Genomic DNA, 13,157 nt, shown 5'->3' on the forward strand with positions numbered 1-13,157 from the left:
CTACTAATATAGCAAAAAAGCCCGCCATTCATCAATGAAAAAATTTAAACTCCACTAGAAAATTTGCAGAGCAAGCTGATAAGTATAAATCAGTAAACTAAAAGCGATAAAGTACATAATTAGCCCGGTAATAACATCTAAAATTTGCCAAGTTCTTCGTTTTGCAAAATAAGGAGAAAGTAAGCCTGCTCCATAACCTATACCAAAAAACCAAATAAATGAGCAAAGTAATGCACCTGCTAAAAAGTATATTTTACCATTAAAATCTAATTTCCCACCGATACTACCTACAATCACAACCGTATCAATATAAACGTGAGGATTTAAGAATGTAATCGCAAAGGTAATCAGTAAAGCCTTTTTTAAGCTCGTTGCATTCTCTCCACTTGCCACAAGGTATTCACCACTTTTAAATACGCTGATAAATGAACGGCTACCGTAGCTTAATAGAAAAATGGCCCCTAAAAGCGAAATAATGAAACTTACAACAGGCAATTCCGCAATTAACGTGCCTAAGCCTAGCACACCTATCGTCATTAAAAATACATCACCTAAAAAACAGAGCAATGCAATCCAAAATATGTGTTGTTTTAAAATCCCTTGCTTTAATAAAAAGGCATTTTGTGCGCCAATAGAGACAATTAAGCCAAAACACACTATAAATCCTTGAATGAAAATATCCATTTTTTCTCCAAAATCGCATAACAAGCGGTCAATTATACAGAAAATTTTGCAAAACTTCGGTATAATTTATCGAATACTCTTTTGACTGAATAGGAAATTTTTTATGACTGATACTAGCCAGACTTCATCTTGCGTTGTCATTGCGATTGCCGGCGCATCTGCCTCAGGTAAGAGCCTGATTGCCTCAACCATCTATAAAGAACTCAAAAATGAATTGGGAACAGATAATATCGGTATTATTTCCGAAGATGCTTATTATAGAGATCAATCTCATCTAACAATGGAAGAACGGATTAAAACCAATTACGATCACCCTAATTCAATGGATCATCATTTATTGGTTGAACATTTACGCCAATTAAAACAAGGTAATGCGATTGAAATTCCGGAATATGACTATACCGAACATAATCGTAAAACGACCACAAAGCACTTTGAACCAAAGAAAATCATTATTTTAGAAGGTATTTTATTACTGACGGATGAGAATATTCGCAATGAAATTAATGTTTCTATTTTCGTAGATGCTCCTCTGGATATCTGCTTTATCCGCCGCTTACAACGTGATATGGTAGAACGTGGGCGTTCGATGGAATCAGTGATTAGTCAATATCGCAAAACCGTTCGCCCAATGTTCTTACAATTTATCGAACCCTCTAAACAATATGCTGATATTATTGTGCCAAAAGGTGGCAAAAACCGTATTGCTATTGATATTCTTAAAGCACAAATTAAGCAATTACTTAAATAGGAGCTAAATATGCGTTTATGTGATACAGATATTAAACGTTACTTAGATGAAGGTATTATTGCCATAACGCCTCGACCTTCAGACGATAAAATTTCTGGCGCCACTGCAGATGTGCGTTTAGGTAATTCGTTTCGTGTATTTCGTGAACATAAAACGCCCTATATTGATTTAAGTGGCCCTCGAGAAGAAGTTGCCGCTCAGTTAAATAAAGTGATGAGTGATGAAATTATCATCGGTGATGATGAAGCATTTTTCCTTCATCCCGGTGACCTTGCACTCGCAACAACCCTTGAATCGGTTTCCTTACCAGCCAATATCGTTGGATGGTTAGATGGTCGTTCGTCACTTGCTAGATTAGGCTTAATGGTACACGTTACCGCCCACAGAATCGATCCGGGTTGGGAAGGCAAAATTGTATTGGAATTTTTTAATGCTGGAAAATTACCCCTAGCTTTACGCCCTAATATGGCAATTGGCGCATTAAGCTTTGAGATTTTAAGTGGTGATGCTGCAAAACCCTATAATGCGCGAAAAGATGCAAAATATAAGAACCAGCAAAGTGCCATTTCAAGTCGGATTAATCAAGATTAATATAGTACATGCCTTGCAATCATACATTAACTATGTTAGTTTTTTAATCAGTTTATTACACAGTAAGGAGTATAACTATGTTACATTATGCAGTCGTGTTTTTTGTCATCGCTATAATCGCAGCGCTATTAGGATTTGGAGGTATTGCTGGAAGTGCTACTGAAATTGCCAAAATTCTCTTTTTTGTCTTTTTAGTACTTACTGTTATTTCGTTCTTCTTCAAGAAAAAGTGACACAGTTAAACCTAATTTTTTAAGTTAAAATATAGTTCAAAAAAACAGTTGGTAATGGATATTTATAATTATTCTTACCAACTGTTTTGCTATTATATCTTTTTAAGATGAAATGCTCGTCTTTTGTTTCACTTTTTATACTGCTTTTTATTTTTATACCATTTCCAGCCTAAAAATAGAATAACAATGCCTAAAATGGCAAAAATGAGGTGCTGCCCATTAGCTACTTGTTCTTTTAGCCAATCCAAATTAGATGCCCCATAGTCGCCTAAATAAACCCAAATTGGCACAGAGATAATAGCGGCACAGAAATCAACTAATAAAAATTTTACGAAGCTGACTTTTCTGGTAATACCTGAAACTAAGTAAACCACCGCGCGCAAGCCAGGTAAGAAACGAGCCATAAAAAGTAGTTTCCATCCTTGTTTTTCAAAACGTTCTTGCACGGTTGCAAAACGTTCAGGTGTCGCAACATTCCTGATTAATGGAAATTTGAGAATTTTTTCGCCGTAGGTTCTGCCTAGCCAATACATTGTACTATCACCAACTAATACTCCTAACATACTGACAACCAGCATCCAATGCACATTGGTGTAGCCTAATCCTGAAATAACACCACCGGATACTAACGTAATATCTTCAGGAATCGGCACACCGAAACCACAGGCAAGTAGCACAAGAAAAACAGCCCAATAACCATAGCTACTAAAAAATTCAATCAACGTTTCCATATTACTCCTTAATGTTTAAATTCCGAACCGATTTACGTTTGACCAATTCAGGAAAGAACTCTAATACTTTAGGCTCTTTTGCGTTTTCGTTATCTTCAATACGTTCTAATAATAATTCTAATGCTGCCGAGCCTAAGCGAGATTTTGACTGATGGATTGTCGTAAGAGGCGGTGCATAAAAGCGTGAGCTATGCACGTTATCATACCCGATCACTGAAATATCTTGCGGCACATTCAGCCCTTTTTCGGTAATAGCTGAAATTGCCCCTAGTGCCATTGAGTCATTAAAACAAAAAACCGCGGTTGGTAATTTTTCACTGCTCTTAAGCAAATTATTCATACACTCATAGCCCCCCTCCGGTTCAAAATCGCCTTCTTGAACCCATTCTTCACGAACCGATAACCCTGCCTCAGATAACGCCTTTTTAAAACCTTCGAACCGAGTTCTGGCAATTTCTTTATCTAAATTACCGGTAATTACCGCAATATCTTGATGCCCGTTTTCAATTAAATGCTGGGTAGCAATATAACCACCTTCCACACCGTGATCTAAAATAATATCACTGCGTTCATCACTTCGTCCCCAATCCATAATCACTATTGGGATATTGCTGTTTTCAAAGATATCAAATGAATTAGCTGTATATTCGGAGCACATCACCAAAATGCCATCAACCCGTTTTTTGATGAGCATATCTAAATGATTTTGAATTTTCTCAAGTTTGTTTTGAGTATTGCACAAAAATAGTGAATATCCTTTGCTATAGCAAAATTCCTCTACCGCTAACACAATTTCAGCGAAAAACGGTGATTCGCTGGTTGTAATGATCATACCGATAGATTTAGTCGTATTAATTTTCAAACTTCGAGCTACAGCACTAGGAGAATAGTTCAGCGCTTTAATAGCCTCCCAAACTGCTTTTGTAGTGTCCTCTGCTACAAAGCGGGTTTTGTTTATAACGTGAGAAACCGTTGTAGTCGATACACCAGCATATTTTGCGACATCTTTTATCGTTGCCATACCTTTTTCCTCCTAAATAAGTAGTGGTGCATTATAACTGATTCTAACTGACTTTTATTATAAAGAAATAGATAGAATGCAAGCGGTTGCTTTTTATCAAGAATTTGCAAGAAATTTTACAAATATCGCCGCTTGTTAGGCTTTAATTGCCACCATTGATCCAAAATTAAAGCATTGAAACCAAAGTTCAACTTGTGTAAAACCAGCTTCTTGCAGACGTTTTTTATGGGTTTCAATACTATCTGTTCGCATCACATTTTCCAAAGCATTACGCTTTTGGCTGACTTCCAATTCACTGTAGCCGTTTGCTCGTTTGAATGTGTGATGAAGGTCGATCAACAACTCGTTCATTTCCTCACTCTCAAAGGTAAATTTTTCCGATAACACTAAAATGCCATTGGCATTTAATCCTTGATAAATCTTCTGTAATAATGCTAGGCGATCTTCTCTTGGTAAAAATTGCAAGGTGAAATTAAGTACCACCATTGAAGCATTTTTAATTTCAATGTGGCGAATATCATCAAGTAAAATCGTCACTGGGATATCAGAGTGATAAGCACTTAAATGGGTTTTACAACGCTCAACCATTGGCTGAGAATTATCCACCCCGATAATCTGCACATTCTTCGCATTCACATTACGGCGAATAGATAAAATCCCTGCGCCTCGTGAACAACCTAAATCATAAACATTTGAATTATCTGTGACAAAACGCTCCGCCAGCATTCCAATCGCAGTAATAATATTGGAATAGCCCGGCACGGAGCGTTGGATCATATCCGGAAACACTTCAGCAACCGATTCATCAAAAGTAAAATCGCCCAATTTCTCAATCGGGGCAGAAAATAATGTATCTCTTTGCATTTTTCTCCCTTATTTTTCTAAAAATTTATTGATTGCTCTCACAACAGTTTCTGTTTTTTCTGCGTGAACCCAGTGATCAGCATTTGCCACAATGAAAGATTTAGCTTGTGGAAATTGTGCCAAAATCGTCTGTGTATGCTCTGCTTGAATATAATCCGATAATGCACCTTTAATAAACAAGGTCGGTTTATCCACAAATACCTGCTGCCACCCCATCACATTCTGATAATTATCTTTTAGCGCCTGTAAATTAAAACGGAAAGATTGCTCGCTTTGGGCATCAAAAGATTTCAACATAAACTGTTGCACGCCTTCATCTCGAATATATTCAGCCATTATCGCTTTAGCTTGCTGACGATTCTGGGGTTTAGCTTCTTTCACCGCAAATAAGGCTGCCATAACCTGCTGATGCCGATTTTGGGTATAAGTGACCGGGGCAATATCAATCACTACTACTTTCTCCACCAGTTCAGGAGCAAATGCAGCCAATGCCATCGCACTTTTTCCACCCATTGAATGCCCAACCACAATAGCATTTTGGATATTTAATTCTGTGAGTAATTGTGCTAAATCTTGTGCAATCAAAGCATAATTCATTTCGTCTGAATGAAAAGATCGCCCGTGATTTCTGAGATCAACCATTAAAATGGAGTAACGTTCTGCGAACGCTTTTGCTATTGCTCCTAGGTTATTTAAATCTCCAAACAATCCATGTAAGAAGATCATTGTCTGAGCATCAGAATGATTATTCGAAGGTTGGTAATTAAAGTTTAACTGCGATTTTTCTGTCATATAAATGTCATTGTTCATATAAATTTTCAGCGATAATCCTCTATAAAAAACAATAGAAATGCGTATAATAGCAAGCACTATTAACGCATTTAATACCCGAAGATATTTGAGGATCCCGATGAAACGAATCGAAATTGATGATGAATTATATCAGTATATTGCAAGCCGTACACAATCTATTGGTGAAACTGCGTCAGATATATTACGCCGTCTATTACGCCTGCCACAATCGCCTCAGCCTTTTGTTTTAGTGCAAGAACATATGATCAACGAGCTTAAAGAGCTGGTCAAAACGCCTTCTCGTGCTACAAAAAAAAATGAATCCAATGCCGAAAAGACCGTTGAAAAATTGGAAAACATTTTAAATTCCGAGCATTTTATGAACGAAAATAAAAATGTAGTGCGTTTTACCATGCTATTAGCTGCATTATACCGAGCAAATCCGGAGGCTTTTGCTAAAGCAACAGAAAAAGTGCGTGGTAATGAACGTATCTACTTTTCGCAAAGTGAAGATGAAATTTTAGCTACTGGGAGTGGAGTAAAAGCCAAGCAGATCCCAGATTCACCATTTTGGGTAATTACAAATAATAATACCGCACGCAAGGGACTTATTCTCAAAGGTGTAATGGAATCCATGAAGGTACCAAGCCAGTTAATCGAACGCATTCAAGCGCTTTTTGTCTAATTAATTGAAATGCTCATCAATTCTACTCGCTTTCCTACCCAATTTTGGGCTGCTCATTCAGCCCAAAATCTGGCGATTATTTGGGAAAAAGGAACATCAGACTATCTTAACCACCTTCCATCAAACATCACTTGGCACAGTTTGAATCAGTTGATTTCACAAGCTATTTTCGTGTTGCAACAACAAGGCGCTACTCCGCACAGTTTGATTGCCTATTGTGGTTCTCACCGGCTCATTGGCTTGCTCACTTATTGTGCTAGCCTTGCTTTGGGAGCTAAGATTCTAATGCTTAACCCTGCTCAAACAGCAAGTCAACGACAAGCAGTCTTAGATGACAATGGTGTTGATCTCATTATTAATGATGCCGACTTTGCAAAATTTTCAGCAAAAACGACCGCTTGTAATGCCTTCTTCCCTACGATTGATTTTGAAAAACCAGCTACCCTAACCCTAACCTCAGGCTCAAGCGGTAAACCTAAAGCAGTGGTGCATTCTATAGCGGCTCATCTCTATAGCGCCGAGGGAGTGTGTGAATTAATGGCATTTGAGCAGTCGAACGCTTGGCTATTGAGCTTGCCTCTGTTTCACGTTTCAGGGCAGGGCATTATTTGGCGTTGGCTATTCAAAGGTGCAACCCTCTATATCTATGAAGATAAAAGCGATTTTTTTCTGTCTGCACAAAAAGCGAGCCATCTTTCTTTAGTCCCCACCCAATTACAACGCTATTTAAGCCAATTAGATTCTGTAGTCAGCCAAAAATGTTTACTGGGTGGGTCTATGCTTCCAGCCGAATTGATTGCTCAAGCACAACAATCTGGGATGACTACCTTTTCAGGCTACGGAATGACCGAGATGGCATCAACCATTTGTGCAGTAGAAAATGATTTAAACAGTGTTGGTTTTCCGTTAAAACATCGGGAACTAAAATTAGAAAATGGTGAAATTTGGGTAAAAGGCAAATCACTCGGTTTAGGCTATTGGCAAAAAAATGGGCAAATTCGACCGCTTATAAACACACAAGGCTGGTTTGCCACTAAAGATCGTGGTGAATGGAATCACAAAAAACAGCTTGTAATAAAAGGACGATTGGATAATATGTTTATTTCAGGAGGGGAAAATATCCAACCTGAGGAAATTGAACAACTGATTTTTCGTTCTCAGCTTGTCGAACAGATTATCGTGTTGCCGATTGAAGATCCGCAGTTTGGACATCGACCAGTGGCGTTCTTACAATTCAAGCAATCTGATTCAAAAAATGAACTCCATAAATTAAAAATTTGGCTGTCTGATAAATTAGAAAGATTCAAACAGCCTGTTGCTTATTATTTACTGGATATAGACAAATACCAAAAACAAGGCTCAATTAAACTCTCAAGAACACAATTACAACAAGATTTAACACACAACGAATTAAAGGAAATCTATGTTTAGACCGATTTTAAAAACATTTGTGCTTAGTTTAGGCTTAATGCTAAGTAGTTATACATTAGCTGAGTTGCCGACCCAACAGGCGGTGCAAACGCAGTTAGATAGCGCAAAAAAATTAGATCAAGCCGATGCGAATAATAAAGCATTGGTTCAAACACTTGAAGATACGCTTGCATTCTTAGCCCAAATTGATAAACAAAAAGTAGACAATCAGGCATTGAATAAATCTATTCAAGATTCCCAAAAAGCATTAAAAACAAGCCAACATAATCTTGAAAAATTAAAAGAAGTGACTATCGCAAGTGTCGATAATTTAACACAAAAACCGACAACAGATTTACAAAAAGAGTTAACCTCTACACAATCTCAGCTTGAAACAGTACAACACGATTTAAGCATTATTAATAATAATTTAGTTGCACAAAATACCGCACCGGATAAGGCTCAAGCGGCTTTAACCGAGATGGTTAAACGTAAACAGGAAATTAATAGCCAACTTTCAGCAGCTAATATTAAAAATGAACTACAGACCAAGTTAGAAGTAGAATTAGAATTAATAGAATTAAAAAACACTTACAATCAAATATTACTTGGTGGTAGCGAGGATTTATCTGCGCTTTACTCTGCTCAATTAGATGAAAAAAAGCAAGAGCAGCAAAATCTACAAGCAGAAATTGCAAACCTGCAGACTGCTATCAACAATAAAATTGTAGAAGAGTCTCAGAACAAGCTAGATCAAGCACAAGCGGTTCAAAATCAGCAAAATAGTGCAACGACGAACCCGGTTATCTTGCGTGAATTGGATATAAATACCAAAGTTACACAAGAGTTGCTAAAACAGACCAAAGATATGACACAGTTATCACAAGATAATCTGCGGATCAAAAGTGTGCTGGATAACTTGCAGCAAACCCAACGTAATATTGAAGAACAAATCAGTTCTCTACAAGGTACGCTGGTGCTTTCGCGTATTATTAATAAACAAAAGCAATCATTACCGCAAGATGAAATGATTTCCGGATTATCAAAACAAATTGCAGATTTACGCGTACGTGTTTTTGATATTACTGAATTCAAAGATTCTTTTGCGGACATAAATGCTTATATTAGCCGTATAGAGCAAGATGAAAAAACAACCTTTACGAGTAAAGAGAAAGAACAACTTAGTAAAATTTTACAGGAACGTTCTGACACTTTAACTGAGATGATTAAATCATTAAATAATCAGCTCAATTTATTAATCAATATTGAACTAAACCAACAACAAGTGCAAACCATTAGTGATGCGTTACAGCAAAAACTGCAACAGCAAAGCTTCTGGGTTAAAAGTAACAACCCCATTGATCTTGAATGGTTTAGTAAATTTGTCGATATTACCCACTATCAATTTATTGATATTGGAAAAAAACTCAATTTTTCAAATTGGCGGGATAATTTATTACCTGCAGGTATTTTAGTCGGAATTTTATTGCTATTAGCCATCTTTATTAACCGCCAAAAAGATAAAATTAAACAAAAATTACACCAAATTAATAATCGACTAAAAATTGTCGCCACAGATAGCCAATGGAACACCCCTCTTGCTATTTTTTGGACATTAGTGCTTTGCCTGCCAAGTACACTAATGTTCTTAGCCGGATTTATTGCTATCACTTATATTTCATTTGAAAATCCTCAGGAAGTCTGGACTTGGGGATTAAAAATGGCAATTTATTGGCTGTATTTTGCCTTTTTAGTGGCGATGCTACGTCCTCACGGCATAGGACATATTCACTTTAATATGCCACAAAAAAGTAATGAAATCTTCCGTAATATTTTAAAACGTTCGGTATGGATCATTGCTTTATTACTGAACACCTCTATTTTTACAAACTTAGAGATGGGAATATCTTACGACATGCTTGGACAAACAATGACTATTTTTGTCCTTATATTAATGATTTGGATGATTGTACCGGCATTTAGGCAAGCTATTTCCACCTATGAGAATGTCACAACAGAAGAGAAAAAAGAATCTAAAAGTATTTTACTCACTATTGTTAAATTAGTGCTACTGCTTGCCCCTATCATTCTTATCATTCTGATTGCATTGGGCTATTACTATACTGCACTGGTGATCATTGAGCATTTAGTAGATTCTTATTTTGCGATCATTACTTGGATTATTATTCGTAATATTCTCTATCGAGCATTCTCTATTTCATCACGCCGTCTGGCTTACAGACGTTTACAAGAAAAACGAGAAGCTGCTGAAGCAAAAGCCAAGGCGAAAGCAGAACAAAGCGGTGAGAACTCGGGAGAAATAGATATTCCTTTTGAATTAAAAGAAGATTCTATTGCCGTCAGTGAAGTAAAAAATCAGATGATGAAATTGACGGATTTCATTCTTTGGATTGCCTTATTCGTGCTGCTCTATTGGGTATGGTCAGATTTAATCACCGTTGCTCTCTATTTAGATGGCGTTACTTTATGGCAACAAAGTGTAACCACGGAATCCGGTATCATCATGGAGTCTATCACTTTGCTTAACTTACTCACTGCAATCATTATCATTGTGGTGGCAGTCGTACTTGTACGCAACCTAGGGGGATTGTTAGAAGCATTAATTTTCTCTCATGTAAAATTATCCCAAGGTACTCCCTATACAATTACTACACTCTTGACTTACTTAATTGTAGCTTTAGGTGCAATATTTGCTTTTGCAACATTAGGCATGTCTTGGACCAAACTACAATGGCTCTTTACAGCCCTTTCAGTTGGTTTGGGGTTTGGTATGCAAGAAATCTTTGCAAACTTTGTTTCTGGCATTATCATCTTATTTGAACGCCCAATGCGTATTGGTGATACCATTACAATCGGCACATTTAGCGGAACTGTTTCAAAAATTCGAATTCGTGCTACAACTTTAGTTGATTTTGATGGAAAAGAAGTAATTGTGCCGAATAAAGCTTTTGTAACTGAACGGTTAGTAAACTGGGCCTTAAGCAGTACAGCAACCCGAATTATTGTTAAAGTTGGAGTAGCTTACGGCTCTGATTTAGAATTAGTAAAACGCTTGCTGCTACAAGTCGCAGAAGAAAACCCAAAAGTATTAAAAGATCCTAGCCCTAGAGCATATTTCTTAACATTTGGGGCAAGTACACTTGATCATGAATTACGAGCCTATGTAAACGATATTTCAGATCGAAATCCAACCATTGATGCATTAAATAGTCGCATCCATCAACTATTTAATGAAAACAATATTGATATTGCATTTAACCAATTAGATGTGTTTATCAAAAATAACGATACACAAGAAGAACTTAAAATTGACTCAAAACGCTTTGAGTTTAATTCAACAAACAACAAAAAAGATAAGGAATAATAATGGCAGGCAACAGCATCGGACAATTATTTAAAGTAACCACTTTCGGTGAATCACACGGCATCGCACTCGGTTGTATCGTAGATGGCGTACCGCCAAATATGGAGTTAAGCGAAGCGGATTTACAGCCAGATTTAGACCGCCGTAAGCCCGGTACCTCACGCTACACCACGCCTCGCCGTGAAGATGACGAAGTGCAAATTTTATCGGGCGTATTTGAAGGTAAAACAACGGGAACAAGCATTGGTTTAATCATTAAAAACGGCGACCAACGCTCACAAGATTATGGTAACATTGCCGAAAAATTCCGTCCGGGGCACGCTGATTATACCTATCAGCAAAAATACGGCATTCGTGATTACCGTGGCGGCGGGCGTTCTTCCGCTCGGGAAACTGCAATGAGGGTTGCTGCCGGTGCGATTGCAAAAAAATATCTGCGTGAGCAATTTGGTATTGAAGTGCGCGGCTACCTCTCACAAATCGGTAATATTAAAATTGACCCGAAAACCGTTGAAAATATTGAACAAATTGATTGGAATGCAGTCAATAATAATCCATTCTTCTGCCCGGATCCTGTTGCGATTGAAGGATTTGATGCCTTAATTCGTGAGCTTAAAAAAGAGGGCGATTCGGTGGGGGCAAAATTAACCGTGATTGCAGAACGTGTGCCGGTGGGGTTAGGTGAACCGGTGTTTGACCGCTTAGATGCCGACCTTGCACACGCCTTAATGTCAATCAACGCTGTGAAAGCGGTGGAAATTGGCGATGGTTTTGCAGTTGTGGAACAACGTGGTAGCCAGCATCGTGATGAAATGACACCACAAGGGTTTCTCTCTAACCACGCAGGCGGGATTTTAGGTGGCATTAGCTCCGGTCAGCCGATTATCGCTCATATTGCGTTAAAACCGACCTCAAGCATTACCATTCCCGGCAGAAGTGTAAACAAAAATAACGAAGCGGTTGAAGTGATCACCAAAGGCAGACACGACCCTTGTGTAGGTATTCGTGCCGTGCCGATTGCAGAAGCGATGATGGCGATTGTACTACTCGACCACCTGCTAAGATTTAAGGCTCAATGCCGTTAAACACATAATGTAGGGGCGAAATATTTTTCGCCCTTAAATACAGATCATATAAGCATGGCGAAAAATATTTCGCCCCTACATAATTGGAAAAATGAAATTATTAAAAACACTTTTAGTCTCAAGCCTTGCTTTTACTTCTACCGCACTGAATGCAACGCAATGGGAGAAAATCAAAACTCCGGTTCAGGGCAAAGCTCAACCTATCGGCGGTTATAGTAACGGCTGTATTATTGGGGCACAACCACTTGCATTAAAAGGCGAGGGCTACCAAGTGATCCGCTCGGCTCGTAACCGCTATTACGGACACCCACAACTGCTGGATTATCTCACTAACTTAGGTAAAAAAACCAAAGCTGCCGGTGTGCCGACTATTTTAATCGGCGATATGGGAATGCCTGCCGGTGGGCGTTTTTCTTCCGGTCACGCCTCCCACCAAACCGGGCTGGATGCTGATATTTGGTTTAAGTTTGGGCCTATGGACGATGAAACCGCCCGCAACCCGGCAGGACTTGCCACCATTATGGTAAACCGCAGTACCGAACGGGTTGATGATTCTCTCTGGAATCAACATCATACTGATTTAGTCAAACTTGCGGCAACCGATCATCGAGTGGATCGCATTTTTGTGAACCCTGCCATTAAAGTGAAACTCTGCCAAACCGCAGGCAGTGATCGTGCTTGGTTACGCAAAATTCGCCCGTGGTACGGACACGACTCCCATTTCCACGTTCGTTTAACCTGCCCTGCTGATGCTGCAAGTTGTGAAAATCAAGCCCCGGTGCCTGCCGGTGACGGCTGTGGTGAAGAGCTTTACTCGTGGTTTGAACCGAAAGAAGCCTCAAGCACACCAAAAGCCAAAGTGCTACCAACACCGCCTGTTCAATGTCAGATGATTTTATCTGAACAAGGTTTGAATTAATTGCAA

Annotated in this window: 13 protein-coding genes; 8 read left to right on the forward strand and 5 right to left on the reverse strand. The window is 38.5% G+C overall.

Going from position 1 to position 13,157, the window contains the following annotated elements; all coding sequences use genetic code 11:
* Positions 1–54 precede the first annotated feature (54 nt).
* A complete protein-coding gene (locus EL242_RS08140; RefSeq protein ID WP_126302178.1) occupies positions 55–684 on the reverse strand; it encodes a LysE/ArgO family amino acid transporter in 630 nt (209 codons plus the stop codon).
* A gap of 103 nt (positions 685–787) precedes the next feature.
* Here EL242_RS08140 and udk point away from each other — a divergent pair, with 103 nt between their 5' ends.
* The 3 genes from udk to EL242_RS08155 all read left to right on the forward strand — a co-directional run bounded on the left by udk (position 788) and on the right by EL242_RS08155 (position 2,259).
* Positions 788–1,435 (forward strand): uridine kinase, encoded by a 648-nt coding sequence (gene udk / locus EL242_RS08145; protein WP_006248953.1) that lies wholly within the window; start codon positions 788–790, stop codon positions 1,433–1,435.
* A 9-nt stretch (positions 1,436–1,444) separates the two neighbouring features.
* The gene (gene dcd, locus EL242_RS08150; protein ID WP_006248952.1) at positions 1,445–2,026 is read left to right on the forward strand and encodes a dCTP deaminase; all 582 of its coding nucleotides are present in this window, start codon (positions 1,445–1,447) and stop codon (positions 2,024–2,026) included.
* A 77-nt stretch (positions 2,027–2,103) separates the two neighbouring features.
* Positions 2,104–2,259: a DUF1328 domain-containing protein gene (locus tag EL242_RS08155; RefSeq protein ID WP_032844580.1), complete on the forward strand. Its 156-nt coding sequence runs from the start codon at positions 2,104–2,106 to the stop codon at positions 2,257–2,259.
* 128 nt (positions 2,260–2,387) lie between these two features.
* Here EL242_RS08155 and EL242_RS08160 read toward each other — a convergent pair whose 3' ends face one another.
* The 4 genes from EL242_RS08160 to EL242_RS08175 form a co-directional block, all read right to left on the reverse strand.
* Positions 2,388–2,990, reverse strand: coding sequence for a DedA family protein (locus EL242_RS08160; RefSeq protein ID WP_126302179.1), 603 nt, complete (start codon positions 2,988–2,990; stop codon positions 2,388–2,390).
* Between the two features lies 1 nt (position 2,991).
* Positions 2,992–4,011, reverse strand: a complete 1,020-nt coding sequence (gene purR, locus EL242_RS08165) for an HTH-type transcriptional repressor PurR (RefSeq protein WP_126302180.1) — start codon at positions 4,009–4,011, stop codon at positions 2,992–2,994.
* 135 nt (positions 4,012–4,146) lie between these two features.
* Positions 4,147–4,875 (reverse strand): carboxy-S-adenosyl-L-methionine synthase CmoA, encoded by a 729-nt coding sequence (cmoA, locus tag EL242_RS08170; RefSeq protein ID WP_126302181.1) that lies wholly within the window; start codon positions 4,873–4,875, stop codon positions 4,147–4,149.
* A 9-nt stretch (positions 4,876–4,884) separates the two neighbouring features.
* Entirely contained in the window at positions 4,885–5,667 is a 783-nt protein-coding gene (locus tag EL242_RS08175; protein ID WP_145962132.1) for an alpha/beta fold hydrolase, read from the reverse strand.
* 118 nt (positions 5,668–5,785) lie between these two features.
* Here EL242_RS08175 and seqA point away from each other — a divergent pair, with 118 nt between their 5' ends.
* The 5 genes from seqA to mepA all read left to right on the forward strand — a co-directional run bounded on the left by seqA (position 5,786) and on the right by mepA (position 13,151).
* Entirely contained in the window at positions 5,786–6,352 is a 567-nt protein-coding gene (seqA, locus tag EL242_RS08180; RefSeq protein ID WP_126302183.1) for a replication initiation negative regulator SeqA, read from the forward strand.
* A gap of 9 nt (positions 6,353–6,361) precedes the next feature.
* The gene (gene menE, locus EL242_RS08185; RefSeq protein ID WP_126302184.1) at positions 6,362–7,783 is read left to right on the forward strand and encodes an o-succinylbenzoate--CoA ligase; all 1,422 of its coding nucleotides are present in this window, start codon (positions 6,362–6,364) and stop codon (positions 7,781–7,783) included.
* Positions 7,776–11,147: a mechanosensitive channel MscK gene (gene mscK, locus EL242_RS08190; protein ID WP_126302185.1), complete on the forward strand. Its 3,372-nt coding sequence runs from the start codon at positions 7,776–7,778 to the stop codon at positions 11,145–11,147. The genes menE and mscK overlap by 8 nt, the downstream gene beginning before the upstream one ends.
* Positions 11,148–11,149: 2 nt before the next feature.
* Positions 11,150–12,232 (forward strand): chorismate synthase, encoded by a 1,083-nt coding sequence (gene aroC, locus EL242_RS08195; protein WP_126302186.1) that lies wholly within the window; start codon positions 11,150–11,152, stop codon positions 12,230–12,232.
* A 91-nt stretch (positions 12,233–12,323) separates the two neighbouring features.
* Positions 12,324–13,151 (forward strand): penicillin-insensitive murein endopeptidase, encoded by an 828-nt coding sequence (gene mepA / locus EL242_RS08200; RefSeq protein ID WP_126302187.1) that lies wholly within the window; start codon positions 12,324–12,326, stop codon positions 13,149–13,151.
* The last annotated feature ends 6 nt before the right edge of the window (positions 13,152–13,157 follow it).

This window comes from Mannheimia haemolytica, assembly GCA_900638155.1.
Taxonomy (GTDB): domain Bacteria; phylum Pseudomonadota; class Gammaproteobacteria; order Enterobacterales; family Pasteurellaceae; genus Mannheimia; species Mannheimia glucosida.